The following is a 24,646-nucleotide window of genomic DNA, read 5'->3' as shown; positions in this document are numbered from 1 at the left end:
AACATGGATCTCGATCTTACCCCCGAAGAACTCGAATTTCGCGAGGAGGTCCGCGACTTCCTTCGCACCTCGCTGCCGCCCGAAGTCCGCGACGGCGCCCGGCGCACCCCCGGGGTCTTCGTCGAACCCGATATCGGCCTCGTCTGGCACCGCATCCTCAACGACAAGGGCTGGGTCGCCTATCACTGGCCCGAGGATTGCGGCGGCACCGGCTGGTCGCCGATGCAGCGCTATATCTTCGAAAAGGAATGCGCGATCGCGGGGGCGCCCGCGCTGTCGGTGCTCGGCCTGCGCCTCGTCGGTCCGGTGATCTGCGCCTTCGGAACGCAGGAGCAGAAGGATCGCTTCCTTCCCGCAATTCGCGCCGGGACCGATTATTGGTGCCAGGGCTATTCCGAACCGCAGAGCGGCTCCGACCTCGCGTCGCTGCGCACCCGCGCGCGGCGCGACGGCGACGACTATGTCGTCGACGGCTCGAAGATCTGGACCACCCACGCGCACCACGCCAACTGGATCTTCTGCCTTGTCCGCACCGACAGCGAGGTCAAGAAACAGGCGGGGATCAGCTTCCTGCTCGTTCCCATGGACCAGCCCGGCGTCACGGTCAGCCCGATCATCACCATGGCGGGCGATCACGAGGTCAACCAGGTCTTCCTCGACGGCGCGCGCACTTCGGTGGACAACCGCATCGGCGAGGAAGGGCAAGGCTGGACGATCGCCAAATTCCTGCTCGAGAATGAGCGCGGCGGCTCCTTCCACGCTCCGCGCCTGATCCGCGCGATCGATCATCTCGAACAGCTCGCGGGCATCGCGCCGAGCGGGCACAACGGATCACTCGGCGGCGACGTCCAGGTCGCGACGCGGATTGCAAAGCTGCGCCTCGAGGCCGAGGCGCTCGAAACCACCGAACTGCGTATCCTCGCCGACATCGCCAAGGGCCGCCCCGCCGGGCCGCAGACCTCGCTCGTCAAATTGCTCTCGTCCGAAATCCATCAGCGGATCGACGGGTTGGCGATGGACCTCCACGGTTATGACGGGCTGCAACTGCCCACCGTCCGCCCGCTCTACGGCAATGAAGCGCCCGCGCCGATCGGCGACGAGGACGCGCAGGTTGCCGCCGCCCGCTATCTCAACAGTCGTGCCTGGACCGTATTCGGCGGTTCGAGCGAGGTTCAGAAGAACATCATAGCAAAGACGGTGCTCCGCTTATGACTCCTGCATTGCGACTTGCCAGCCACTATGAAATAGTCCCCGCCATGGGAGAACAGGCAGAAAAACTGCCGGTCGACGGGTTCGCGCCCCCGATGGATGCAAGGACGCTCGTCGATGCGGTCACGATCCGCTGCGTGGAGGATATCCACGATGCCGCGGTGCTGCTGCGCGACTATGCGGCGGCCTATGGGCTGCGCGCCGCGCTGTGCGACGACATCGCCTCGAAGGAGCCGATGGTCGACGCCGATGGCGCCGTCCTTGCCGCCGACCTGTTCGGCTGGCTCGGCGACGGCGAACGTTGGTGGGAAGATCACCGGCTGGCGCTCCATTCGCCGCTGCCGCGCTCGTGCCGCTACGAAAGCGAGCCCTTCTGGTGTAACAGCAACGGGTTTCGCACCGCGCAGCCCAATCCCTATCTCGATGAAATCGACCCGGCGCGCTACTTCGCCGCGAACCCGCGCTACAAGGCGGCGATCGTCGTTCCGGTGCACCTGCCGTTCGGGCAGATTTCGGCGAACAGCTTTCATCCGAACGATCCCGAAATCGACGACCTATCCGACCTGTTTGCGGACGTCGGCGACACGCTGGCGCTTGCAACGCGGCGCTTCATCGCCGGTTATGCCTCGGCGATGCGGACCAAAAGACGGATCCCGTCGGACTGTGAATTGTCGAAGCGCGAGGTCGAATGCCTGCGCTGGGCCGCGATCGGCAAGACCGACCGCGAGATCGGGATGATCATCTCGCTGAGCCACGCGACGGTGCGCTATCACGTCCACCGCGCGGGCGAGAAGCTGAACTCGGTCAACCGCGCGCAAACGATCTTCAAGGCGGGACAGCTCGGCTATCTGGGGGCGAACAGCTGAATACCGTCATTGCGAGGAGCCGAAGGCGACGCGGCAATCTTCAGCCATCGGCCCAGAGCTGGGTCGATAGCTGGAGATTGCTGCGCTCCGCTCGCAATGACGAAGTTTTACCAATAAGCCGCGTCCCTACCCCAGCGACCGCAGCGGCGCGCTCCCATCCCAGTCCTTCGCCGCATCGCGCATCATCGCGAACAGTTCGCGCGTGCCCGGCTGCGGTTCGAGCAGCTCGACCAGCGTTCCCGGTCCCGTGCCGGGATCGGCATAGATCACTCCGCCCTTGTCGCCGACCGGGGCTTCAAAGATGATCTCCGCGCCGACCTCGGCGCAGCGCGCCCGCGCCTCGGCGATCGAGTCGACCAGCACGCACACATGGTGCAGCCCCTCGCCCACCGCATATTCGCCGCGATAGATCGACCGCGCGTCATTCTCCGGCCGGATCAGCTCGATCTGCAGGTCGCCCCAATAGCCGAGCGCCATGGTGAAGACGGGGTCGCTCGCCTCGCCGCGATAGCGGCCGCCGGGGAGCGACACGTTCGGCAGCAGGAAGAAGGGGCCCGCGCCCATCACCCCGGTCCAGTGCTTCACCGCGGCATCGAAGTCCGACGGCACATAGGCCAGCTGCATGATATCGCCGAGCGATGCGAGCGTCGCGGGTCCGGCCATCGGTCTCTCCCCCTCAAAAGCACTAGCGCACAAGCGCCTGCCTTTGTGCGATAAGTCCAATCAGGCCCGGAGTCATACTGGGCAAAATGTGAGGGAATGCCATGGCCGAGTCCGATCCGAAGATCGCGCCGCAGGACTGGTTCGCCGTCCGCAAGCGCAACGCGCGCACCGGGCTGCGCAAACTGGTCGCGATCGTGTCCGAAAACCGGACCGACCGGGCGGAGGCGCCGCTGCCGCTGCACAAATCCATCTATATGAGCGAAGCCCGCAACGCGGCCGAGATGGAGCATATCTTCCGGAACGAACCGATCGTCGCGGGATTGTCGGGCGACATCCCCCAGACCGGCGACACACTCGTCTTCGACTCGGTCGGCCCGTCGATCCTCGTCACGCGCGGCAAGGACGGCGTCGCGCGCGCCTTCCTCAACATGTGCACGCACCGCGGCGCCAAGCTGGTCGAGGAAAAGGAACCGTGGAGCGGCGCACGTCCGCGGCTCGTCTGCCCCTTCCACGCCTGGACCTTCGATCCCGCGGGCCAACTCGTCGGGCAGCCGGGCAAGGAAGGCTTCGCGAACTGCGAGATCGGCGCGCGGAACCTGATCGAACTGCCGTGCGCCGAGCATCTCGGGCTGATCTTCGTGCGTGCCAATCCCGAGGGCGCGCCGATCGACGCCGCGGCGCATCTCGGCGATTTCGGCCCCGTACTCGCGCAGCTCGAACTCCACCGCGCCGAGCCGGTGAAAAAGGGCATCCTCACCGCCGAATCGAACTGGAAATTCGCGCTCGACACCTACGGCGAGGGCTATCATTTCAAGATGCTCCACGCCTCGACGATCGGCGGTACGCATTACAGCGACCGCAACGTCTATGAACCGATCGGGCGCCATCACCGCGTCAGCTTTCCCGACCTGTCGATCGGCAATCTGGTCGGCAAGGACGAGAGCGAATGGCCCGAGACCGACTATGGCGGGGTCCATTTCCTTTTCCCCAACACCGTCATCTTCTTTGGCGCGGTGACGCCCGGCGTCTATTTTACGCAGGTCTTCCGGCTCTTTCCCGACGGCGCGGGCAGGATGTTCTGCCAGTTCGCGGTCTATGCTCCCTTCGGCGTCGAAAATGACCAGCATCGCGCGATGTGCGAGATGGCCTATGACGCGACCGCCACCGTCGTCCAGACCGAGGATTATCGCGTCGCCAGCAACGGCTATGCGAACCTGATGACCGCGCCTGCCGACTTTCACGTCGTCCTCGGCGCGAACGAGCCGGCGCTGCACGGCGTCCACCGCTCGATCGCCGCGGCGTGCAAGATGCCGCTCGACCAGATCGCCTGACCCATTCGGAGTATCAGATGAACGACCTCTCGCCTCCCCAGGACCAGCACCGCGACGACCGCTGCCCCGGCACGAGCTACACCGACATGCTCAACGCCGATACGCGGCGCGTCCCCGATTATCTGTTCGCCGAATCCAATCAGGAACTCGGCGACGAACCGATCGCGATCGAGCGTTATGTCAGCGAGGATTGGGCCCGGCTCGAACGCGAAAAGATGTGGCCGAACATCTGGCAGTTCGCGGCGCGCGAAGAGGATATGCCGAACCCGGGCGACACCGTGGTCTATGACATCAACGAAAAGAGCATCTTGCTCGTTCGTCAGAAGGATCTGTCGGTCAAGGCCTTCTATAACGTCTGCCTCCACCGCGGCCGCAAGCTCAGGACCGAGAGCGGGCCCGCGGTGAACCTGCGCTGCCCCTTCCACGGCTTTTCCTGGCATCACGACGGCCGTTTCAAGGAAGCGCCGTGCGCGTGGGACTTCAGGCATCTCGAAGACAAGGACATGCGCCTGCCCGAGCTCAAGGTCGAAAGCTGGCAGGGCTTCCTTCTCGTCACCGAAAACCACGACCTGCCGGGCTTTCGCGACTGGGTCGGTCCCGGCGTCGAGCATTTCGACAACTGGCGCCTCGATGAATGCCATACCGGAGCATGGGTCGGCCGCGTCATCCCCGCCAACTGGAAAGCGGTGGCCGAGGCCTTCATGGAGGCGTGGCACAGCATCGTCACCCACCCGCAGATCCTGGGTTTCACCGCCGACGCGAACACGCGCTACGACTTGTACGGCGATTTCCTCAACCGCGCGATCACGCCGGCGGGTGCGATGTCGCCGCACATCAAGGGCAAGGATCAATTCTATGTCCTGAAGTCGCTCGAGGAGTTCATCGGCGGCGGCGACAGCCGTGCGCGGCGCAGCACCGCCTCGGCCGACGACCTCAAGGGTTTCGATGCCGACGACCCGATGCTCGCGCGCAAGGTGCTCGCCGAGGCGAACCGCGCCGCCTTTTCGGCGATGAACGGGCATGATTATTCGGACGCGACCGACAGCGAGATGCTCGACAATTTCACCTATAATGTCTTTCCCAACTGGGCGCCGTGGGGCGGTCTCACGCCGAACATCGTCTATCGCTGGCGGCCGTGGGGCGACGCCGATCATTGCCTGATGGAAGTCCGCATCCTGATGCGCACGCCCAAGGGCGAGCAAGCGCCGAAGTCGGCACCGATGCACCTGATCCCCGACGATCAGCCCTTCGCCAGCGCCAGCCATCTGATCGGCGCCGCGCTCGCGGGGGTTTTCGACCAGGACATGGAGAATCTCCCCTATGTGCAGGAAGGGATGAAATCCTCCCCCAACGGCGTGATCGAGCTCGGCCATTATCAGGAAAGCCGCATCCGCCATTTCCACCGCACGCTGGGGAAATATATGGGCGGGCAATTGCCCTGAAACGGGTGATTGTCTCTTTTGCAAACGCATGGAACGAATGCCGGTATTGGGGTGGGAAGCGGACTGGTCGCTCCTCCCTGTCGCGCAGCGATGGGGAGGTGGCAGCGCGAAGCGCTGACGGAGGGGCCGACGCCGTCAGGCGTCGCGCGACCTTTCAGCCCCTCCACCACGCCCTGCGGGCGCGGTCCCCCTCCCCATGGCTTCGCCACAGGGAGGATTGAACGTCCGCAACCGGTCGATTCTAGACGCTTCTCTTCCCGTTCGTGTCGAGCGAAGTCGAGACACCCATCGAGATGGCGCCAAGCCGAGGGGCATCTCGACTTCGCTCGATGCAAACGGGATGGAAGGTCCGAAATCGTTCGAAAATGGTCATTCTGTGGGGTTGCAAAAGGCATAATCGCTCAAAAGCCGACGTCATGGCGATCAGGCCGGAACCTTCACCGGCGACCAATCCTGCCGCGCCGCCCATTCGGCAAACGACGTCGGCGTCACCCCGAGCAGCCGCGCCGCCGGCACCGCATCGAGCGCGACCGGCGAGACCGGCTGGTCGTTGTACCAGCGGTAGAATTTCGCCATCCCGTCATAGATGCTCGCCGGTTGCACGTCGCGCGAGCCCGTGACGAGTTCGCTCATCCGCGCCGCGAATTCGTCGGGCGACAGGCTCTGGAAGCGCACCGGTTTGCCCGTTGCGACGCTCAATCGCTCGGCGACCTCGGCGCCCACCAGCGCCTCGGGGCCGCCCACCGCGATGCGGTCGGCGATCAGGTCCTCGTGGAGCAGTGCCGAGACCATATAGGCCGCGACATCCTCGAGGCAGACCCAGCTGATCTTCAGCGTCTCGGCGGCCGGATAGGCGAACACCCCGCTGTTCACGATCGCCGGCCGCGACCAGATGCGGGTGATATTGTCCATGAACACCATCGGCTCGATGATCGCATAGGGTACGCCGCTGTCGTGGATCGCGCGCTCGATATCGCGACGCCCGTCGTGCGCCGACAAGTCCAAGTCGCGGTCGGCGACGAAGCAGCTCGTATTGAAAACGATCTTCTTCAGCCCCGCGAGCCGTGCCGCTTCGGCGATATTGCGTCCCATCGTCGCGGCGCGCGCGCGGTCGAATTCGAACGGCAAATGCATCGCCAGCGCATCCTGCCCGCTGAACGCCGCGATCAGACTGGCGACGTCGTACAGATCGGCCGCGACCTCGGGGACGTCGGGATGCAGCGTGGCCGCCATGGCGCCCGGCCGCCGTACCCCGGCGGTCGGTTCGAGTCCCCGCGCCTTCAGTGCCGTGACCAGCGGAATACCCTGATCGGCCGGCGCGCCGAGAACGAGGACTTTCTTCATACCGCACCCTCCGGTTGCTTCGCCGATACGCGCGCGGCGTGGCGGCCCGCGAGGAAGCCGAACACCATCCCCGGCGCAATCGTCCCGCCCGGCCCGCCGTAGGTCATGCCCATCGCCGAGGCCATGACATTGCCCGCGGCGTACAGCCCCGCGATCGTCCCGCCGTCGACGTTCAGCACCTGTGCGTTGGCGTCGGTCTGCGGCCCGCCCTTGGTGCCGAGCGCGCCGCTCTTGATCTCGATCGCGAAGAAGGGCCCCTGCCCGATCGGCCCCAATGTCGCCGCGGTCGAACCGCGCCCGTCGGGATCGCCCCACCATTGGTCGTGCGCCGCATCGCCGCGCCCGAAATCGGGATCGCGTCCGGTCGCGCAATGGCCGTTGAAGCGCGCAACCGTCGCCTCCAGTGCATCGGCATCGATCCCGAGCCGCGCCGCCAGTTCGGGCAGGCTTTCGGCGCGCGCCGCCCATTGCGGTGGCGCGACGCCGCGCTCGCCGCTGATCATGCCGAAACCGAAGCGGTCGATATAGCGCTGGTCGAAGATCAGCCAGCACGGCAGATTCTTATAGTCGAACGCGCTGACGTCCTGATCGTGGAACGCCGCGCCGATCGCGTTGTAATTCGCCGCCTCGTTGGTGAAGCGCTGCCCCGCGCGGTTGACCATGATCGAATGCGGCAGGCTGCGCTGTCCCGCGACGAGCGTCTTGCCCATTGAGCAGTCGCTTTCCGGCACCTCGGCGACGGGCATCCACCACGCCTCGCGCATGTTGCCCAGCATCGCCCCGACGCGCATCGCCATCTTGAGCCCGTCGCCGGTGTTCGTCTTCGGGCTGAGCGGGTGCGTCAGCGGCCCGCGGATGAAGGCGCGGAGCAGATCGGCGTCCCATTCGAACCCGCCCGTCGCAAGTACCACCGCATCGGCCGCAACCTCGACCTCGCCATCGGCGGTCTCGAACATCACGCCCGCCACGCGGCCCCCGTCCATCAGCAACCGCACCGCGCGGTGCCCGGTCTTGGGTTCGATCCCGCGATCGAGGCACGCGCGCAGCAGCCGCCCCACCAGCGCCTGACCGCTCCCGCGCAAATCACCGTCGATCCTTCGCTGCAACTCCTCGGGTGCCAGCGGCTGCGGCTTCGCCTGCCCCAGCGGCGTGTCGTAGATCGAGAAATGCGGCGAGGGATAATAGGGCGATTTGGTCACCTTGTCCGCCCACTCGCCAAGCTCGTGGAACGAATAGAGCGGGCAGTCGAGCGAGCGGCCGCCGTTCGGCATCCCGCCCGGAAATTCGGCATGATAATCGGGGAATTCGGGGATCGGCCGGAACTGCACCGGGGTGTTCGCTTCGAGGAACGCGACCATCTCGGGTCCGTGGTCGAGGAACGCTTCGACCAGAGGCTGCTGCATCAGCCCGTGCGACATCGACATCAGATAGGTCAGCGCCTTGGCGCGGCTGTCCTCGATGCCGAGGGCCGCTTCGTGATGGTTGTTCGGGATCCAGATCATCCCGCCCGACCAGGCGGTCGTCCCGCCGACCTGATCGCCCTTTTCGAACAGCGAGACGCGCGCGCCGGCTTCGTGCGCCGAAATGGCGGCAGTGAGCCCCGCGCCGCCGGTGCCGAGGACGATGACGTGCGGCGCCTTGCTCATCTCTATGCCTTCAATTGCTCGACCATATGCGCGGTGTCGAAATAATGGATGCGCATCGACGCCATCTTGCCCGCGTCGTCGAACTCGGTGACCTCGGCGATATGCGTCTCGAAACGCTTGCCGCTCGATTTTGCGGTCACCGTGAAGTGGAGCAACGCGACGGCGTATGTTTCGCCGCCGACCAGTTCCTGCCATTTGACGACGGGATCTTCCCAATAGCCCATCACATGCGCGTACAGCCGCTGGAGCGCATCGCGCCCGCGCCATTCGCCGCCATAGGGCAGCGATGCGGGTTCATGGATGACGAAATTGTCCGCCATATAGTCGGCGACCGCAGCCCAGTTGCCCTTGGAAACCTCGGCATACATCGCCTTGCTGGCTTCGAGCGGCGTCATTCGATCGTGCCGACGAGCGCGCCGACCGGATAGACCTCGCCCTCGACCCCCGTCGGGCGGATCGTGCCCGCGACCTGCGCCTCGATCTCGACCGTCGTCTTGTCGGTCTCGACGGTGTAGATGATGTCGCCGACCTCGACGCGCTCGCCGTCGCCGAACATCCATTCGTTGAGCGTCATTTCGGTCGCCGACATGCCGATCTTGGGGATGCGCAATTCCTCGGCCATCGCCTCAGCCCTTCCAGTTCATCGCGGTCCGCACCGCGTCGGCGATCGCGTCCTTGTTTGGGATCCACGCCTGTTCGAGCGCGTTCGCCATCGGCACCGCGGAAAAGGCCCCGCCGATACGCGTGACCGGCGCCTTGAGCTTGCCGAAGAGTTTTTCGTTGAGGCGCGAGGCGATCTCGGCGCCGGTGCCGTACTGCTTCACGGCCTCGTGGAGCACGACCGCGCGCCCGGTCTTTTCGACCGACGCGGTGACGGTCGCCTCGTCATAAGGGGCGATGGTCCTGAGATCGATGACCTCTACCGAAACCCCTTCATCCGCGAGCTTGCCTGCGACTTCGAGCGCGTCGAGCACGGTGCGGCCATAGGTGACGATCGTGCAATCGCTGCCCTCGCGCGCGACCGCCGCCTTGCCCAGCGGTACGACATGACCCGGCCCCGGATCGTCGGATTTGAGCCCGTAGCAAAGGATATTCTCGATGAAGATCACCGGGTCGTTGCACGCGATCGCGGCGCGCATCAGCCCCTGCGCGTCGGCGGCGTTCGACGGGGTAACGATCTTCAGCCCCGGGACATGCGCGAACCACGCCTCGAGCATGTCGCTGTGCTGCCCGCCGAAACCGACCCCGACCCCGGTCGTGGTGCGCAGGACCAGCGGCACATGCGTCTGTCCACCCGACATGAAGCGCAGCTTCGCGGCGTGGTTGACGATCTGGTCCATCGCGACCGTCACGAAGTTCATCAGCATGATCTCGGCGATCGGGCGGAACCCCGCGAGCGCCGCGCCGACGCATGCGCCGACGATCGCCTGTTCCGAAATCGGGGTCGCGCGGATGCGGTGCTCGCCATATTTCTCGGTCAATCCCGACGATATCTTGAACACCCCGCCACCCTGTTTCGCGGCGACATCCTCGCCGAGCAGGATCACGCCCTCGTCCCCGGCCATCGCCTCGTCGATCGCGCGGTTGATCGCCTGCGTCATCGTGATCTGCGCGCTCATGCCGCAATCTCCTCTTCGAAGACATCCTTGCGGATTTCCTCGGGTCCCGGCAGCGGGCTCTTCGCGGCGAACTCGGCAGCCGCCTCCATCTGCGCATCGAGGTCGGCGACGATCGCGTCGAGTTCGGCCTCGGTGAACTGGTGATCGAGCATCAGCTGGCGCAGCCGCGGCAGCGGGTCTTCCGCCGCCATCTCGGCGAGATGCTCCTTCGGCATATAGGAGAAGTCCGATCCGAAGAAATGCCCCATCATGCGGTAGCACATCGCCTCGATCAGCGTCGGCCCCTCGCCCGCGCGGGCGCGGTCCACGGCCGCCTTGGTGGTGTTGTACATGGCGATCGCGTCGTTGCCGTCGACCTTCACGCCCGCCATCCCGTAGGCCCGGGCGCGGGTGACGATCGAATCGACCTTGGTATGGTCGGCGAACGCCGTGTGCTCGCCATAACGGTTGTTCTGGCAGAGGAAGATCACGGGCAGCTTCCACAGCTGCGCCATATTCATCGCCTCGTGAAAGGCGCCGATATTGGTCGCGCCGTCGCCGAAACAGACGATCGTCACCTTGCCGTCGCCGCGGTTCTGCGATGCCAGCGCGAGGCCGTTGGCGATCGGCAATCCCGATCCGACGACGCCCGTCGTCACCATCACCCCCGAATCCGGATGGGTGATGTGCATCGACCCGCCCTTGCCGCGACAGGTGCCGTCGACCTTGCCCGCAATCTCGGCAAACAACGGATTCAGCGGCACGCCCTTGGCGATCTGGTCGTGCTGGCCGCGATAGGTGGTGACCAGATAGTCGCTGGGTTCGAGCGCCGCCATCGCCGCCGCCGAGACCAGTTCCTGCCCGCGCACCGTATAATAGATGACCGCGAGTTTGCCGGTCATCAGCAGCGAACGGAATTTCTCGTCGGCGCGCGCGACGCGCATCGTGCGGGTATAGATATCGCGCAGCTTGTCGCGGTCGATCGTCGTCTCGGTCATGCAGGCTCTCCGATGCCATATTGGGGGTTGGCGCTGGCAGCGGCGCTGGGGCGCGCCGCGACGCGGCCCTGCCAGGCGACAAGGTTGGCGAGCGCGGGATCCGGCGGCTGCCCGACCATCGCGCCGAACTCGACGAAGCAATAAAGCAGAACGTCGGCGAGGCTGAACCGATCGCCGGCAAGCCACGGCCCCGCCCCGACGATCCGGTCGATTTGCACCAGTCCGTCGGCCGCCAGCCGCTTCAGGTCGGCGGCCGCATCGGGCAGGCAGAGCACCCGGCTCTCGAACATCGGCAGTCCCTCGGCACCGCGGAAGCCCGCGGTCATCGGCACGACGACGAGCTGGTCGACGATCCGCACCAGCATCCGCGTTCTGGCCCGCTCCTCCGCCGTCGCGCCGAGCAGCGCATGTCCGCCCAGCACCTCGCCCAGATATTCGCAGATCGCGAGGCTTTCGGCGATGCAGCGACCGTCGTCGAGCTCGAGCAACGGGGTGTGCCCGAGCGGACTTTTGGCACGGAAACCGGGCTGGCGGTTCTCGGCCGTCATGATGTCGACGAACCGGTGATCGACCGCGATTCCGGTCTCGGCGAGATACATCAGCACCACGCGCGGATTGGGGCCGAGCGACTGGTAGAGCTTCATCGCGCGCGGCCTAGAACTGGACGCGCTTGGTGAAACCGCCATCGATGACGAGATGCGCGCCGGTCATGTACGGACAGGCGGGCGAGGCCATGAACACGATACCCTTCGCGACCTCCTCGGGCTCGCCGAAGCGCCCCATCGGCATCTGCGCGAGCGTGGCTTCATAGAGCGGCGGCACCGCCGACCTGATCGTCTCCCAATTGCCGCCGGGATAATAGATCGCGCCGGGCGAGACGATATTGACGCGGATATTCTGCGCCGCGAGCGCCTGGCTCAGCTGCGAACCATAGGTGATCAGCGCCGCCTTGAGTGCGTTGAACGCCTGCGGAACGATGAAGGTCTCGACCGCCGCGGTCGACGACATGAAGATGATCGATCCCGACCCCGACGCCGCCAGCGCCTCGGTCAGCACCTCGACCCCGTGCACCGCGCCCATGATATCCATGTCGAGTCCGCGCTGCCAGTCGCCCGTCGCGCCCTGCCCCGACGAGCTCGCGGTGTGGATGAAGATGTCGCAGCCGCCGAGCGCATCGCGCGCCTTTTCCAGCCATTCGCGATAACCGTCGGGATTGCCCGTCATGTCGAACTGTTCGCCCAGCACCTTGCCCGGCCCGGCGGCGTCGATCGCCGCGACCGCCGCCGCGACCTTTTCGGCATCGCGCGAAAAAAACGCCACATCGGCGCCTTCGGCCGCGAAAATCTTGAGCGACGCCAGCCCCAGCCCGTGCGCGCCGCCGTTCATGATGACCTTCTTGCCGGCCAGACCCAGATCCATCGCATCCTCCTCATGTCATTTTGAAGAGGAGACTATCGTGCCCATCAGCACCGCGACATCAGCAAAAATGGGAGCGGCGGCCGGGCTGCCCCGTCCGCCTCCTGCCTCCATTCCAGCCACCGCACCGCAGGAACGGCGAATTGCAACAGATGGTCGGCCAACGACGGGGATGTCGTACGGGTTTGAAGGGCCGACGCCCGCACGATTCGATCGCGACGAGGATTGGTCGCGGCCTTTCGTCGATTTTCGAAAACTGGAGCGGGCGAAGGGATTCGAACCCTCGACCCCAACCTTGGCAAGGTTGTGCTCTACCCCTGAGCTACGCCCGCTCTGGCGGCTGGAAACGGGTGGTTCCCAGCGGGTGAGGCGGGCGATTAGCACCGGCTTTCGGAGTCGGCAAGCCCTGTTTGTGCATTTTCTCGAAGGGTTGGCATATCGGCCGGAATTCCCACATAAGCAGGCGACAAAAAGAGCTTTCCGGCCCGCGCCGGAAGCGCCCACCTCAACAGGAGCAACCAACCCGTGGCCACTCTGGGTCTGAACCCGCAGGAAAAGGAAGCCGTCGAAGCCTTCCGTCGCGATGTCGTCGAACCGTCGATGACCAAGATCGTCATCCTCGATTTCTGGGCCGAATGGTGCGGGCCGTGCAAGCAGCTCGCCCCCGTGCTCGAAAAGGTCGCGGCCGATTATGCCGACAAGGGCGTCGTGCTCGCGAAGATCGACGTCGATGCGAATCGCTTCATCGCGGGCCAGTTCCAGGTCCAGTCGATCCCGACCGTCTATGCCATCTTCCAGGGCCAGCCGGTCGCGAACCTGACCAATGCGCGCAGCGAGAGCCAGCTCAAGGCGATGCTCGACCAGTTGCTCGCGCAACTGCCCGTCGAAAGCGAGGCCAGCGCGCGCGCGGTCGAGATCGCACCGCTGCTCGAAATGGGCGAATCGGTGCTCGCCGAAGGCGACGGCCCGCGCGCGGCGGGCATCTTTGGCCAGATCGTCGAGATCGCGCCCGACAATGCCGCGGCGCACGGCGGCCTGATTCGCGCGATGCTGCTCGCCGGCGACACCGAAGGCGCGCAGGCGGTGCTCGACGCGCTGCCCCCCGAGATGGCGAACGATGCCGCGATCGCGCAGGCGAAGAGCGCGCTCGCGCTCGCCGCCGACGCCCCCGATGCGGGCGAACTGGCGGGGTTCGAAGCCGCGGTCGCCGCGAATCCCGACGATCATCAGGCGCGGCTCGACCTTGCCGCGGCACAGATCGGTGCCGGCCAGCGCGACGCCGCGGCGGACAATCTGCTCCATATCGTCGCGGCCGACCGCGAGTGGAACGACGGCGCCGCACGCGCCAAGCTGCTGTCGCTGTTCGAGGCGGTGGGGCTGGAGGATCCGTGGGTCGCGGCCCAGCGCCGCCGCCTGTCGCTGATCCTGTTCGGCTGATGACCGAAGACGCGCCCCTGACCATCCAGCGGATCGCGATCTTTCCGCTGCCCGGCGCGGTGCTGTTCCCGGGGCTGCATCTGCCGCTGCATATCTTCGAGCCGCGCTATCGGGCGATGGTGCAGGAGGTGCTCGCGCGCGACCGGCAGATCGGGATGATCCAGCCGCGCGTGCTGGCGGGCGAGGAGGATCGCGAACCGCCGGCGCTTTACGACATCGGCTGCATCGGCAAGATCGTCGACATCGAAGCGCTCGACGACGGGCGTTTCAATCTGGTGCTGGAGGGAACCGCGCGCTTTCGCGTGCGCCGCGAACTCGACGTCACGACGCCCTTTCGCCAGGTCGAGGCCGAAATCGCCCCCGAGCGCGAGGATGCAGCGGTGCTGTCGGGAATCGAGCGCGCCAGCCTCGAACGCGAAGCGAAGCGCTTTGCCGAACGGCAGGGTTATGTCGTCGACTGGAACGCGGTCGGACAGCTCGACGATGCGACGCTGGTCAACGGAATCGCGCAGGTCGCCCCCTTCGACGCGGCGGCGAAACAGGCGCTGCTCGAGGCGGCCTCGATCGACGCGCGCGCCGAACTGGTCGTGCAGATGATGCAGTTTTTCGGCCGCTTCGACGGCGACGATGGGCGCGCGACGCTCCAGTGACCGGGCAATGACCCGAAGCCGCGCCGCGGCGGAGGTCGCGGTTCGGCTCTAGAGCATCGAGCGTTAAATTCGCATCATCCCTCAGGCCCGTTTGTGCTGAGCCCTTCGACTGCCTTGCAGGCGCTCAGGAGAGCCTTGTCGAAGCACCGTTCTTCTTCCTTCGCCGTTGAAAGAAAGGACGGCCCCCTTCGACTGCCTGCAAAGGCAGGCGCTCAGGACAGGCTTCGACAGGCTCAGGGCGAACGGTTCATATTAAACGCACGCCGCTCTAGATTTCCGCGCCGGCGAGCAGCCGCGGCAGGTCGCCGGCCTCGCCGCGCGCTTCGTCCATGAAGAAGCGCTTGAGCATCGGCAGCCGCTGCACCGCGCCGAGCCCGGCGCGGCGCACCGCCGACGCGGTCCGGCCCGGGATGCCGAAGAGGCGGGTGAGCCCGTCGGTCGCGAGGCTGACCATCAGATTGTCGAGCCCGCGCCAGCGCTGGTAGCGCGCGAGCAGCGCCGCATCGCCGAGGTCGAGCCCGAACCGCGCGCCGTCGACGAGCACCTCGGTCAGCGCCGCGACATCGCGCAGCCCGAGGTTGAGCCCCTGTCCGGCGATCGGATGGATGCCGTGCGCCGCATCGCCGACCAGCACGATGCGGTCGGTCACGATCTTCGCGCTGTGATGGAAACCGAGCGGATAGGTCATGCGCGGCGCGACCAGCTCCATCGCGCCGAGAATCCCGCCCGCGCGCTTTTCGAGTTCGGCGACGAACCCGCGGTCGCCGAGCTTGGCGAAGGCCGGACCTTCCTTTTCGCTCACCGTCCAGACGAAGGCCGAACGATGCCGCCCCTGTTCGTCGTCGACGAGCGGGAGCAGCGCGAAGGGACCCGCGGGGAAGAAAATCTCGTGCGCGACATGGCCGTGCGGCCTTTCGTGCGCGACCGCGCCGATCATCGCATGATGATGGTACGACCAGCCCGCGATCGTGAAGCCTGCCGCGTCGCGCGTCGGCGAGCGACGCCCCTCGGCGACGATCAGCAGCGGCGCGGCGAGCCGCGTGCCGTCGGCGAGCGTCAGCGTGACGCCATGCGCATCGACCCGCCGGTCGGTGACCTTGGCCGGCGCGATCAGGTTGATCAGCGGCGCGTCGGCCAGCGCGTCGCGCAGCGCGATGCGAAGCTGGCGGTTTTCGACCATCGTGCCGAGCGGCGGCGCGTCTTCGGCGGTTTCGAAATCAAGTTCGCCCGTCTGCCCGCCATCGCTGACCTTGATCGCGCGAATCGGGCAGCCATGGCCCGCGAGCCGGCCCGCGATGCCGATCACGTCGAACATCTGCCAGACCGCGCTGGCGATGGCGGAGGCACGCCCGTCGAAACCGGGGGCGATCGTCGAGACCGGGTCGGCGGGGTCGACGATGATGCTGGACAGGCCGTGGTGCGCGAGCGCAAGGGCAAGCGTCTGCCCGACAAGGCCGCCGCCGGAGATCAGGACGTCGCTGCGCTGGATATCGCTCATATCGCGGCCCTAGACCATTTTCCCGGTCGAAGGGAAGACGTTCCCGATCGTCGCCGAGGACGGGACCGGCATGACGAAACGGCCATGTCCATCGACGCCAGACCTTCAGCCAGCGGCCCCCCGAAAAAGCGCTGTCCTATATTATTTCGGTCGAATAGCGTCGCCCCATGTTGCATCGCGCTTGCCCCTTGTTTCGCACCACGCCCTGGACGGCGCGCCTCGCCGCGAACGGCAAGGCAGAGCCGGAAGAGGGGGCAGAAGAGGGGCCAGAAGATGGGCCAGAAGATGGGTACGTAGCGTGACCTTTGTGACCTTCGGAATGATGTGGCGCGCTCCGATGGACTGCCGAGGTCTGCTTGACGGCGAGTCACCCCCACGTGCATATCGCCTTGGTTAATCCAGAGGGGATCGATTTCAGCATGGCCAGCCGCAAGCCCGTCGCCGCGAAGGCCGATTGGCGAACCCTTTTCCGGGCGAGCATCGCGCGGTCGCTCGTCATCGCCGCGGCGGTGGCGCTCGGCGCCTTCACGCTGTTCCTCACACTCGCGCTGCTGACCCACGACGGCACCGACGCTGCGATCCACACGGCCGCCGGCGGCGCGCCCGCCAACTGGATGGGCGGCGCCGGCGCGTGGTTCGCCGACCTGTTGCTGTTCGTCGGCGGGGTGCCGGTCGCGCTGCTCCTGCCGCTGCTCGGCGTGATCGCGTGGCGGCTCTGGACCACCGAACCCCAACCCTATTGGAAGCGCCAGCTCGCCTTCGCCTTCGGCGGCGTGCTGCTCGTCGGGCTCGGCGCGCAGCTCTGGGCCTCCGACAGCAATGCCGCGCTGCCCGCGGGGCTCGGCGGGATCATCGCGCTCGTCGTCGGTGGCGCGATCGACCCGCTGTTCGACCGCGCCGGCGAGCCCGCCGCGGCGCTGATCCGCGTCGCGGCGATCCTGCTGCTCATCGGCGTCGGGCTGTGGTTCGCGTGGCGCGCGCTGCGGCTCGGGCCCGGCTGGTGGACGCGCCTCCGGCTTCCCGCCGCCGAGCGCGGGCGCGTCCTTGCCCCGCCCCCGGCGCCCGCCGCGCCCAGGGACGAGAAGGCGCCATCGCTGATGGGCCGCGTCATCCGCCCGCGCGCCCGCGCCGAGCCGAGCGACCGCGCACCGCCCGAGATCGCCGATCCCGCCGAGCGGGCCGCGCCGTCGAAGCCGCGCCCCAAGCCGCAGACCGAGCTGTTCACCAATTACCAGATGCCGTCGATCGACCTGCTCGCACCGCCGCCGCCGGCGCCGACCGGACAGATCGACAAGGCCGGGCTCGAACGCAACGCGCGCCTGCTCGAATCGGTGCTCGAGGATTTCCAGGTCAAGGGCGTGATCACCGCGGTGCGCCCCGGCCCCGTCGTGACGATGTACGAACTCGAACCCGCGCCGGGCACCAAGGCGAGCCGCGTGTCGAACCTTGCCGACGATATCGCGCGCAACATGTCGGCGCTGTCGGCGCGCATCGCACCGATCCCGGGGCGCACCGTGATCGGCATCGAACTGCCCAACGCGGTCCGCGAATCGGTCGTCCTGTCCGAAATGATCGGCAGCGCGCTGTTCCAGGAACAGACCGGCGCGCTCCCAATCATCCTCGGCAAGAATATCAGCGGCGACCCGGTCATCGCCGACCTTGCGCCGATGCCGCACCTCCTGATCGCGGGCACCACCGGTTCGGGCAAGTCGGTCGGGCTCAACGCGATGATCCTGTCGCTGCTCTATCGCCTCGGTCCCGACCAGGTGAAGATGATCATGATCGATCCCAAGATGCTGGAACTCAGCGTCTATGACGGCATTCCGCACCTGCTCGCCCCCGTGGTGACCGAGCCCAAGAAGGCGATTCGCGCGCTCAAATGGGCGGTCGAGCAGATGGAGGACCGCTACCGGATGATGTCGTCGCTGTCGGTGCGCAACCTCGCCGGCTACAACGACAAGGTCCGCGGCGCGCTCGCCAAGGGCAAGTCGCTCGGACGCCGCGTCCAGACGGGCTACGACCCCGATACCGGCCAGCCGGTCTATGAGGAGGAGACGCTCGACTATCAGCCGCTGCCGCAGATCGTCGTGGTGGTCGACGAGCTCGCCGACCTGATGATGACCGCGGGCAAGGAGGTCGAATTCCTGATCCAGCGGCTCGCGCAAAAGGCGCGCGCGGCGGGCATCCACCTGATCCTCGCGACGCAGCGCCCGTCGGTCGACGTCATCACCGGCGTCATCAAGGCGAACCTGCCGACGCGCATCAGCTTCAACGTCACGTCGAAGATCGACAGCCGCACGATCCTGGGCGAGGCGGGGGCGGAGCAGCTGCTCGGCAAGGGCGACATGCTCTACGTCCCCGGCGGCAAGCAGATCACGCGCATCCATGGCCCCTTCGTCTCGGACGACGAGGTGCGCCTCGTTGCCGATCATTGGCGCGGCCAGGGCCAGCCCGACTATATCGAGAGCGTGACCGAGGAACCCGAAGACGGCGGCTTTGCGATGGAAGGCGCCCCCGCGGGCGGCGACAGCGCCGAGGACCGCATCTATGCCAAGGCGTGCCAGATCGTCGTCGAGAGCCAGAAGGCGTCGACGAGCTGGCTGCAACGCCAGCTCCGCATCGGTTACAACAGCGCGGCGCGGCTGATCGAGCGCATGGAGGAAGAAGGCCTCGTCAGCCCGCCCAATCATGTCGGCCGCCGCGACGTGCTGACCGACCAATATGGGCAACAGCGCTGAACGGAGCAGCGGAACCAAAGCCCGCCTCGCGACTTGAACAGCATCTAACGGCCGGGTTCACGGCGGGTTCAACGCTCCGCTGGCAGGGCTTCGGCCACCGATGGAACAGAATGAGAGCCTTATGACCCTGACCTTCCCCCGCCTGACGCTGACGCGCGCCGCCGCGCTGGCGCTCGTCCCAGCCGCCGCCGCGGTGCTGGCGGCCGGCGCGCCGGCGATCGCCCAGTCGGCGAATACGCTGACGTCGGTGCAATCGCACCTCAAGGCAACAAGCTCGATGACCGCCGACTTCGTCCAGACCGACCGCAACGGCCAGCGCCTGTCGGGCCAGCTGACTCTGAAGCGCCCCGGCAAGATCCGTTTCCAATATCAGAAGGGCGTGCCGTTGCTGATCGTCGGCGACGGCAGCGCGCTGACGATGATCGATTACGAGGTCAAGCAGGTGCAGCGCTGGCCGGTGAAGAACTCCCCGCTCGGCGCGCTGCTCGATCCCGATCGCGATCTGACCAAATATGCCAGGGTCGTGCCGACCGGCAGCGACGAGGTGGTGAGCGTCGAGGTCAAGGACCCCAAGCGCCCCGAATATGGCACGATCACCATGGTGTTCGTCCGCGACGGCGCCGCGCCAGCGGGTCTCCGCCTGCGCGGCTGGGTCGCGCTCGATTCGCAGAACAACCGGACGCGCATCGACCTGAGCAACCAGAAATTCAACGTCGCGGTCGCCGAATCGGCGTTCAAATGGACCGATCCGCGGCCGCGCCAGCGGGGGCGCGGCGGCTGACGCCGCCCGCCCGAACCGCCGCAATATCCGGCGCCGGATCCCGCTCCGCGGATTCGGCGCCTTTTTTTCGGACCAACCGTCGTTCAGCATCGACGAACTGCAAAAGCCGCCAAAAGCCCGGCATTTTCGTTCAGCTTGGCGACAGGGAAAGGCGTCTATTTGGGTTCTCGAAGGCGCCAACACGGCCCCCGGTTCTGGGTTTCCCCCTGTTGCCCCAACCGGACTGCCCGGCACCTTCATCAAGAGCGTGACGAACGCTGACCTTGAACCCCCGTTCCACCGCCCCTGGAACGGGGGTTTAATTTTGGAAGGGCCCGCGGGCGTTGCGCGCGTGCGCGCGCGCCGATAGAGCCACCGCATGACAAGCATCAGCATCGCGTCCTGGAACATCAACAGCGTCCGCGCCCGCATCGGCATCGTCGAAAAATTCCTGCGCGAGGAAGCTCCCGACGTGTTGTGCCTGCAGGAAACCAAGGTCGAATGCGGCCTGTTCCCGCCCGAGATGTTCCGCAAGCTGGGGTACGAACATATCGTCACCCACGGCCAGCGCATGCATCATGGCGTCGCGATCGTCAGCAGGCTGCCGCTCGACGAAGTGCGCAAATATGACTGGCAGGCGAACGGCGAGGCGCGCCATATCGGCGTAACGCTGCCCGGCGGCGTACGGCTCGACAATGTCTATATCCCCGCCGGCGGCGACGTCGCCGACCGCGAGATCAACCCCAAGTTCGGCCAGAAGCTCGATTTCTATGCCCGGATGACCGAATGGTCGGGCGCGCTCGACCAGCCGACGATCCTGACCGGCGATTTCAACGTCGCACCGCTCGAAAGCGATGTGTGGAACCACAAGGCGCTGCTCGACGTGGTCAGCCACACGCCGATCGAGGTCGAAACGCTGGCGAAGCTGCAGGCGGCGTCCAACTGGGTCGATCTCGGCCGCCACTTCATCGCCGCTCCGGCCCCGCTCTACACCTGGTGGAGCTATCGCGCCAAAGACTGGGAAGCGTCGAACCGCGGCCGCCGGCTCGACCATATGTGGGTGACCCCCGACCTGCTCGCCAACGCGGTGTCGCACCGCGTCGTCCAGCCGGCGCGGAGCTGGGAACGGCCGTCGGACCATATCCCGCTGATCACCGAGTTCGCCTTTTGAGCGACGCAGCGACCGGCGCCGGCGCACGCCAGGCGGCGCGCGCGATCGACGCACTGCGCCGCGGCTGGCCGGTGCGCGTCGCGGGCACCGACGGCGCGCTCGATCTGCTCGCGATCGAAAGCGCGGGCGACGCGGCGCTGGCCGCTTTCGGCAGCGGCGATGTGCTGCTGTCGGGCGAGCGTGCGGTGACGCTCAAGCTCACCAACCAGCGCGCCGCGGCCACGGCGGGCCCGGTGCGGCTGGCCGACGCCGCGGCAAGCACGGCCGCAGCGCTGGCGATCGCCGACCCCGCGCTCGACCTCGCCAATCCGCTCAAAGGCCCGTTCCGGACGATTGCGACCGGCGGCGACAATGCCGCCGCGGCAGCGATGACGATGGCACGCCACGCCGGACTGCTCCCCGCATTCTTCGTGCGCGCGGCGGCCGGCGACGCCGAGACCGTGTGCGTGGCGGCCGACGTTGCGGCGCTGCTCGATCCGGCACGGCTGCACATCGCGGCGCGCGCACGGCTGCCCGTCGCGGCGAGCGAAACGGCCGAAATCATTGCCTTTCGTACCCCCGAGGAGGCCTCGGATCATGTCGCGCTGGTCATCGGAAAGCGCGATGCCAACCCTCCGGTCGTGCGGCTGCACAGCGAATGCCTGACCGGCGACGTGCTCGGCAGTTTGAAATGCGACTGCGGACCGCAGCTCCACGCCGCGCTGCACGCGATGGCCGGAGCGCCGTGGGGGGTGCTGCTCTACCTCCGTCAGGAAGGGCGCGGGATCGGGCTGGTCAACAAGCTGCGCGCCTATGCGCTGCAGGACCAGGGGTACGACACGGTCGACGCCAACCTCCGGCTCGGCTTCCCCGTCGAGGCGCGCGATTTCGCGATCGCCGCGCGGATGCTCGACCTGCTGAACGTGCCGCGCATCCAGCTGATGACGAACAATCCTGAAAAGGTCGCGCGGCTGGAGAAAGAGGGCGTCGAGGTCGTCGAGCGCATCCCGCTGGCGCTGCCGACGAACCAGTATAACGAACAATATCTCGCAACGAAGCGCGACCGGACCGGACACCAGCTTTGACCGCGATGCATTCGCGATCACACAAAGCCACGAAATAGCAAAAACCTCTGCAATCCGTTCGCCCTGAGCTTGCCGAAGAGCCGTTCCTTCCTTGCGGCGTTGCAAGAAAGGACGGCGCGTCGACAAGCGCGGCACGAACGGATCAGAGAGGCTTCTTCGTGTCTTTGTGCCTTCGTGCGAAACTCGTTAGTGCACGAACCTTGCCACCACGTCGCGATAGCTGCGGCTGACCTTCACCTGCGCGCCCGACCCCAGCACGAGGAAGCATTCGCCGTTGGTGTGCGGTTTCACCTGCTTCACTTGCGACAGGTTGACGATCGTCGAGCGATGAACGCGCTGGAAGTTGCGCGGATCGAGCCGCTTTTCCAGATCCTTCATCGTCTCGCGCAGGATCAGGCTGTTGTCGGCGGTATAGATGCACATATAGTCGCCGGCGGCGTCGATGCGTTCGATGCTGTCGACGTCAACGCGGAAAATCTGCCCGCGATCCTTGATGTTGATCATCTTTTCATAGCGGTCGGCGGCGTGCGCGTCGGGCATCGTCTCACCATCGAATTCCTCGGCGGCGTCGGGGGCGACTTCGGCGAGCACTGTCTTGAGGCGCTCGACCTCGGCCGCGCCCCGCTTTTCGGCGAGGCGCTGGCGGACGCGGTCGAGCGCGTCGGCGAGCCGCTCTGGCTCGACCGGCTTGACCAGATAATCGACCGCCTGCGCCTCGAAGGCGCGGATCGCATGGTCCGAATAGGCGGTGACGAACACCACCAGCGGGGGTTCAACCTCCATCAGCCCCTGGATCACCGAAAAGCCGTCGAACCCCGGCATCTGGATGTCGAGGAAAACAAGGTCGGGCTTGTGCGTCTTGATCTTGCGAATGGCCTCGCGGCCGTTGAGTGCGGTGTCGACGACCTCGACATCGCTGTGCGCTTCGAGCCTGAGTTGCAGGCCCTGGGTCGCCAATTTTTCATCATCCACCAGGATGGTTCTGATCGTCATGTGCGTTCGGTTCCAATCGTCATATGCCCGTCGGGCTGAAACGGAAACTCGATCACCACCGTGAACCCGCCCTCAGCGCCCGCCTGGGCGTCGAACCGGTGCTGGTCGCCGAAAGCCTGCGCCAGCCGGTCCCTGATATTGGCTAAACCCACGCCGGTCGATTCCGTTGCAAAGCCGGTGGTGGGGTCCGTGCGCTCCCCTGACAATCCCGATCCGGTGTCGGACACGGTGATCCGGACATTTTGACCGGCCAGCTGTGCGGAAATCGTGATATCGGCGCCGTCTTCCTGCGGCGTCACCGCATATTTGATCGCATTTTCGATCAGCGGCTGAAGCAGCAACGACGGCAGCCGCGCGCGCGCCACCGCCGGATCGATCGCGAAATGCGGGCGCAGCCGATCCTCGAAGCGCATCTTTTCGATGTCGAGATAGAGCTTCAGCGTCTCGATCTCCTGCGCCAGCGTCACCTGCGCGGTCGGCTCGTTGGCGAGCGTGTAGCGGAGGAACGCCGACAGTCGCGACAGCATCGCATTGGCGGGCTCGGACTGTTTGAGCAGCACCAAGGTCGAGATGCTGTTGAGCGTGTTGAACAGAAAATGCGGGTTGAGCTGGTAACGCAGCATCGCGAGCTGCGCCGAAGCCGCCTGCGCCTCGAGCCGCAGCACACGGTCATTCTGTTCCTCGAGCTGGAGGAAATAGTTGATCGCGAAATAGAGCGCCGACCAGGCGGCGATCGACGAGGCGTCGATATAGACCGCGCCGAGCAACAGGCTGGTGAACCCCGTCTCGCTCGCCGGGTTGAGGATCTGCGCCACCCATGCGTCGATGAACGCCCAGAGCGCGGTCGCGATGCCCGCCAGCGCCAGGCTGACGCCCCACATCACCAGCGGCCGCCGGTTGATCAGCGTCCGGTAGCAGACCGCGAGGATCAGCGTCAGCGAAAAGCCGGTGATCGCCGAAACGATCGGCTGGACGAGGAAGGTCAGCGACTGGCCATTGGCAAAGCCCGACACCCCGCGCAAACCGAGCCAGCCGAGCCAGCCGAGGATCTGGAGGTTCCAGAAAGCCCGGACCTTGTTGTCGAAAAAGGGCTCGGGCGACGAGAGGCCGAACAGCGGCATCGGCCCGGACTGCGTCCGTGGCCGGGCGGCGGTCAGCGGCATCGTCGAAGCGGATGGGGCGAGAGACGAAGCCACGCCCGGCGGCTCATTCGGCGGCAACCGGCGTCATCCGTTCGTCGGCGCGCGTCCGCGCCTGCCCCAGCGGCTGGAGTTCGGAGCGATGCTTCCACACCAGTTCCTTGTAACCGAGCGCGCGGCCATCGTGCGCCGTGATGGTCACGGGGCCGATCGGCTGTTCGTCGCAAATGTCGACAAGCACCGGGGTCGACGGCACGCCGGCGCCCCATTTTTCGCCCCACTGGCGCAGCGCGATCATCGCCGGGAGCAGTTCGAGCCCCTTTTCGGTAAGCTCGTAATGCACCTTGCGCCGGTCCTCGGCCATCACTTCGCGCGCCATGATGCCATGGTCGACAAGCCGCGACAGCCGGTTCGACAGGATGTTCCGCGCGATGCCGAGTTCCTGCTGAAACTCCTCGAAATGATGCACGCCGTTGAAGGCGGCGCGCAGGATCATGAACGACCAGCGCTCGCCCATCGCCTCGAGCGCGAGCGGCAGCGCGCAATTGTCCCCGTACAGAAGGTTAAGCGGTTCGCGTAATTTTGCCATGGCCCAGCCCTAACGTAAAATGAGTCCCCGCACAAAAAATATGTGATCTGAGTTGCATTTTGCAACCATCTAACTAGATCGCCTTTTTGCAGCC

The 24,646-nt window shown here is 66.2% G+C and carries 23 protein-coding genes and 1 tRNA gene; 10 read left to right on the top strand and 14 right to left on the bottom strand.

Features of this window, described 5'->3' with window-relative positions; translation table 11 throughout:
• Window positions 1-3 precede the first annotated feature (3 nt).
• Both EAO27_RS20535 and EAO27_RS20530 read left to right on the top strand, forming a co-directional pair.
• Window positions 4-1,212, top strand: a complete 1,209-nt coding sequence (locus EAO27_RS20535; protein ID WP_242775025.1) for an acyl-CoA dehydrogenase family protein — start codon at window positions 4-6, stop codon at window positions 1,210-1,212.
• 44 nt (window positions 1,213-1,256) lie between these two features.
• Window positions 1,257-2,075: a helix-turn-helix transcriptional regulator gene (locus tag EAO27_RS20530; RefSeq protein WP_242775021.1), complete on the top strand. Its 819-nt coding sequence runs from the start codon at window positions 1,257-1,259 to the stop codon at window positions 2,073-2,075.
• A 126-nt stretch (window positions 2,076-2,201) separates the two neighbouring features.
• Here the strand turns inward: EAO27_RS20530 and EAO27_RS20525 are convergent, their stop codons facing one another.
• Window positions 2,202-2,738, bottom strand: a complete 537-nt coding sequence (locus EAO27_RS20525) for a VOC family protein (protein WP_242775006.1) — start codon at window positions 2,736-2,738, stop codon at window positions 2,202-2,204.
• Between the two features lie 101 nt (window positions 2,739-2,839).
• Here EAO27_RS20525 and EAO27_RS20520 point away from each other — a divergent pair, with 101 nt between their 5' ends.
• On the top strand, window positions 2,840-4,069 hold the full coding sequence (locus EAO27_RS20520) for an SRPBCC family protein (protein WP_242775003.1): 1,230 nt from the start codon (window positions 2,840-2,842) through the stop codon (window positions 4,067-4,069).
• A 17-nt stretch (window positions 4,070-4,086) separates the two neighbouring features.
• Complete coding sequence (locus EAO27_RS20515) at window positions 4,087-5,511, top strand: aromatic ring-hydroxylating dioxygenase subunit alpha (RefSeq protein WP_242774975.1); 1,425 nt, start codon at window positions 4,087-4,089, stop codon at window positions 5,509-5,511.
• 423 nt (window positions 5,512-5,934) lie between these two features.
• On the opposite strand, the gene EAO27_RS20510 is transcribed toward EAO27_RS20515, so the two are convergent.
• The 9 genes from EAO27_RS20510 to EAO27_RS20470 form a co-directional block, all read right to left on the bottom strand.
• Window positions 5,935-6,855, bottom strand: coding sequence for an NmrA family NAD(P)-binding protein (locus tag EAO27_RS20510; RefSeq protein ID WP_242774972.1), 921 nt, complete (start codon window positions 6,853-6,855; stop codon window positions 5,935-5,937).
• Entirely contained in the window at window positions 6,852-8,501 is a 1,650-nt protein-coding gene (locus EAO27_RS20505; RefSeq protein ID WP_242774958.1) for an FAD-dependent oxidoreductase, read from the bottom strand. Before EAO27_RS20505 ends, EAO27_RS20510 begins: the two co-directional genes overlap by 4 nt.
• 2 nt (window positions 8,502-8,503) lie before the next feature.
• Window positions 8,504-8,896, bottom strand: a complete 393-nt coding sequence (locus EAO27_RS20500; protein WP_242774930.1) for a nuclear transport factor 2 family protein — start codon at window positions 8,894-8,896, stop codon at window positions 8,504-8,506.
• The gene (locus EAO27_RS20495) at window positions 8,893-9,123 is read right to left on the bottom strand and encodes a biotin/lipoyl-containing protein (RefSeq protein WP_056372846.1); all 231 of its coding nucleotides are present in this window, start codon (window positions 9,121-9,123) and stop codon (window positions 8,893-8,895) included. Before EAO27_RS20495 ends, EAO27_RS20500 begins: the two co-directional genes overlap by 4 nt.
• Window positions 9,124-9,127: 4 nt before the next feature.
• The gene (locus EAO27_RS20490) at window positions 9,128-10,120 is read right to left on the bottom strand and encodes an alpha-ketoacid dehydrogenase subunit beta (RefSeq protein ID WP_242774927.1); all 993 of its coding nucleotides are present in this window, start codon (window positions 10,118-10,120) and stop codon (window positions 9,128-9,130) included.
• Window positions 10,117-11,097, bottom strand: coding sequence for a thiamine pyrophosphate-dependent dehydrogenase E1 component subunit alpha (locus EAO27_RS20485; protein WP_242774924.1), 981 nt, complete (start codon window positions 11,095-11,097; stop codon window positions 10,117-10,119). The genes EAO27_RS20490 and EAO27_RS20485 overlap by 4 nt, the downstream gene beginning before the upstream one ends.
• Window positions 11,094-11,741 (bottom strand): glutathione S-transferase family protein, encoded by a 648-nt coding sequence (locus EAO27_RS20480; protein WP_242774921.1) that lies wholly within the window; start codon window positions 11,739-11,741, stop codon window positions 11,094-11,096. The genes EAO27_RS20485 and EAO27_RS20480 overlap by 4 nt, the downstream gene beginning before the upstream one ends.
• A 10-nt stretch (window positions 11,742-11,751) precedes the next feature.
• On the bottom strand, window positions 11,752-12,516 hold the full coding sequence (locus EAO27_RS20475) for an SDR family oxidoreductase (RefSeq protein WP_242774918.1): 765 nt from the start codon (window positions 12,514-12,516) through the stop codon (window positions 11,752-11,754).
• A 254-nt stretch (window positions 12,517-12,770) separates the two neighbouring features.
• A tRNA-Gly gene (locus tag EAO27_RS20470) sits at window positions 12,771-12,845 on the bottom strand.
• A gap of 193 nt (window positions 12,846-13,038) precedes the next feature.
• Here EAO27_RS20470 and EAO27_RS20465 point away from each other — a divergent pair.
• Both EAO27_RS20465 and EAO27_RS20460 read left to right on the top strand, forming a co-directional pair.
• A complete protein-coding gene (locus tag EAO27_RS20465; RefSeq protein ID WP_242774915.1) occupies window positions 13,039-13,950 on the top strand; it encodes a tetratricopeptide repeat protein in 912 nt (303 codons plus the stop codon).
• A complete protein-coding gene (locus EAO27_RS20460; protein WP_242774912.1) occupies window positions 13,950-14,600 on the top strand; it encodes an LON peptidase substrate-binding domain-containing protein in 651 nt (216 codons plus the stop codon). Before EAO27_RS20465 ends, EAO27_RS20460 begins: the two co-directional genes overlap by 1 nt.
• Before the next feature lie 268 nt (window positions 14,601-14,868).
• Here EAO27_RS20460 and EAO27_RS20455 read toward each other — a convergent pair whose 3' ends face one another.
• Window positions 14,869-16,098, bottom strand: coding sequence for a UbiH/UbiF/VisC/COQ6 family ubiquinone biosynthesis hydroxylase (locus tag EAO27_RS20455; RefSeq protein ID WP_242774900.1), 1,230 nt, complete (start codon window positions 16,096-16,098; stop codon window positions 14,869-14,871).
• A 419-nt stretch (window positions 16,099-16,517) separates the two neighbouring features.
• Here EAO27_RS20455 and EAO27_RS20450 point away from each other — a divergent pair, with 419 nt between their 5' ends.
• The 4 genes from EAO27_RS20450 (at window position 16,518) to ribA (ending at window position 21,831) form a co-directional block, all read left to right on the top strand.
• Window positions 16,518-18,836, top strand: a complete 2,319-nt coding sequence (locus EAO27_RS20450) for a DNA translocase FtsK 4TM domain-containing protein (protein ID WP_242774897.1) — start codon at window positions 16,518-16,520, stop codon at window positions 18,834-18,836.
• A 121-nt stretch (window positions 18,837-18,957) separates the two neighbouring features.
• The gene (locus EAO27_RS20445) at window positions 18,958-19,617 is read left to right on the top strand and encodes an outer membrane lipoprotein carrier protein LolA (RefSeq protein WP_242774869.1); all 660 of its coding nucleotides are present in this window, start codon (window positions 18,958-18,960) and stop codon (window positions 19,615-19,617) included.
• Window positions 19,618-19,975: 358 nt separating this feature from the next.
• Window positions 19,976-20,767: an exodeoxyribonuclease III gene (locus tag EAO27_RS20440; RefSeq protein WP_242774866.1), complete on the top strand. Its 792-nt coding sequence runs from the start codon at window positions 19,976-19,978 to the stop codon at window positions 20,765-20,767.
• Entirely contained in the window at window positions 20,764-21,831 is a 1,068-nt protein-coding gene (gene ribA, locus EAO27_RS20435; RefSeq protein WP_242774835.1) for a GTP cyclohydrolase II, read from the top strand. The genes EAO27_RS20440 and ribA overlap by 4 nt, the downstream gene beginning before the upstream one ends.
• A 186-nt stretch (window positions 21,832-22,017) precedes the next feature.
• Here the strand turns inward: ribA and EAO27_RS20430 are convergent, their stop codons facing one another.
• The 3 genes from EAO27_RS20430 to EAO27_RS20420 form a co-directional block, all read right to left on the bottom strand.
• Entirely contained in the window at window positions 22,018-22,824 is an 807-nt protein-coding gene (locus EAO27_RS20430; RefSeq protein WP_242774832.1) for a LytTR family DNA-binding domain-containing protein, read from the bottom strand.
• Window positions 22,821-23,945: a histidine kinase gene (locus tag EAO27_RS20425; protein ID WP_242774829.1), complete on the bottom strand. Its 1,125-nt coding sequence runs from the start codon at window positions 23,943-23,945 to the stop codon at window positions 22,821-22,823. Before EAO27_RS20425 ends, EAO27_RS20430 begins: the two co-directional genes overlap by 4 nt.
• Before the next feature lie 85 nt (window positions 23,946-24,030).
• A complete protein-coding gene (locus EAO27_RS20420) occupies window positions 24,031-24,552 on the bottom strand; it encodes a helix-turn-helix domain-containing protein (protein WP_242774814.1) in 522 nt (173 codons plus the stop codon).
• Window positions 24,553-24,646 lie beyond the last annotated feature (94 nt).

The sequence above is a fragment of the Sphingopyxis sp. YF1 genome, assembly GCF_022701295.1.
GTDB lineage: Bacteria > Pseudomonadota > Alphaproteobacteria > Sphingomonadales > Sphingomonadaceae > Sphingopyxis.
This window is presented reverse-complemented; position numbering and strand designations above follow the sequence as displayed.

What these genes read in the sequence shown, in the direction of transcription:
- EAO27_RS20535 (WP_242775025.1), top strand. Translation starts at nt 4, where the DNA reads ATGGATCTCGATCTTACCCCCGAAGAACTCGAATTTCGCGAGGAGGTC.
- EAO27_RS20530 (WP_242775021.1), top strand. Translation starts at nt 1,257, where the DNA reads ATGGGAGAACAGGCAGAAAAACTGCCGGTCGACGGGTTCGCGCCCCCG.
- EAO27_RS20525 (WP_242775006.1), bottom strand. Translation starts at nt 2,738, where the DNA reads ATGGCCGGACCCGCGACGCTCGCATCGCTCGGCGATATCATGCAGCTG.
- EAO27_RS20520 (WP_242775003.1), top strand. Translation starts at nt 2,840, where the DNA reads ATGGCCGAGTCCGATCCGAAGATCGCGCCGCAGGACTGGTTCGCCGTC.
- EAO27_RS20515 (WP_242774975.1), top strand. Translation starts at nt 4,087, where the DNA reads ATGAACGACCTCTCGCCTCCCCAGGACCAGCACCGCGACGACCGCTGC.
- EAO27_RS20510 (WP_242774972.1), bottom strand. Translation starts at nt 6,855, where the DNA reads ATGAAGAAAGTCCTCGTTCTCGGCGCGCCGGCCGATCAGGGTATTCCG.
- EAO27_RS20505 (WP_242774958.1), bottom strand. Translation starts at nt 8,501, where the DNA reads ATGAGCAAGGCGCCGCACGTCATCGTCCTCGGCACCGGCGGCGCGGGG.
- EAO27_RS20500 (WP_242774930.1), bottom strand. Translation starts at nt 8,896, where the DNA reads ATGACGCCGCTCGAAGCCAGCAAGGCGATGTATGCCGAGGTTTCCAAG.
- EAO27_RS20495 (WP_056372846.1), bottom strand. Translation starts at nt 9,123, where the DNA reads ATGGCCGAGGAATTGCGCATCCCCAAGATCGGCATGTCGGCGACCGAA.
- EAO27_RS20490 (WP_242774927.1), bottom strand. Translation starts at nt 10,120, where the DNA reads ATGAGCGCGCAGATCACGATGACGCAGGCGATCAACCGCGCGATCGAC.
- EAO27_RS20485 (WP_242774924.1), bottom strand. Translation starts at nt 11,097, where the DNA reads ATGACCGAGACGACGATCGACCGCGACAAGCTGCGCGATATCTATACC.
- EAO27_RS20480 (WP_242774921.1), bottom strand. Translation starts at nt 11,741, where the DNA reads ATGAAGCTCTACCAGTCGCTCGGCCCCAATCCGCGCGTGGTGCTGATG.
- EAO27_RS20475 (WP_242774918.1), bottom strand. Translation starts at nt 12,516, where the DNA reads ATGGATCTGGGTCTGGCCGGCAAGAAGGTCATCATGAACGGCGGCGCG.
- EAO27_RS20460 (WP_242774912.1), top strand. Translation starts at nt 13,950, where the DNA reads ATGACCGAAGACGCGCCCCTGACCATCCAGCGGATCGCGATCTTTCCG.
- EAO27_RS20455 (WP_242774900.1), bottom strand. Translation starts at nt 16,098, where the DNA reads ATGAGCGATATCCAGCGCAGCGACGTCCTGATCTCCGGCGGCGGCCTT.
- EAO27_RS20450 (WP_242774897.1), top strand. Translation starts at nt 16,518, where the DNA reads ATGGCCAGCCGCAAGCCCGTCGCCGCGAAGGCCGATTGGCGAACCCTT.
- EAO27_RS20445 (WP_242774869.1), top strand. Translation starts at nt 18,958, where the DNA reads ATGACCCTGACCTTCCCCCGCCTGACGCTGACGCGCGCCGCCGCGCTG.
- EAO27_RS20440 (WP_242774866.1), top strand. Translation starts at nt 19,976, where the DNA reads ATGACAAGCATCAGCATCGCGTCCTGGAACATCAACAGCGTCCGCGCC.
- EAO27_RS20430 (WP_242774832.1), bottom strand. Translation starts at nt 22,824, where the DNA reads ATGACGATCAGAACCATCCTGGTGGATGATGAAAAATTGGCGACCCAG.
- EAO27_RS20425 (WP_242774829.1), bottom strand. Translation starts at nt 23,945, where the DNA reads ATGCCGCTGTTCGGCCTCTCGTCGCCCGAGCCCTTTTTCGACAACAAG.
- EAO27_RS20420 (WP_242774814.1), bottom strand. Translation starts at nt 24,552, where the DNA reads ATGGCAAAATTACGCGAACCGCTTAACCTTCTGTACGGGGACAATTGC.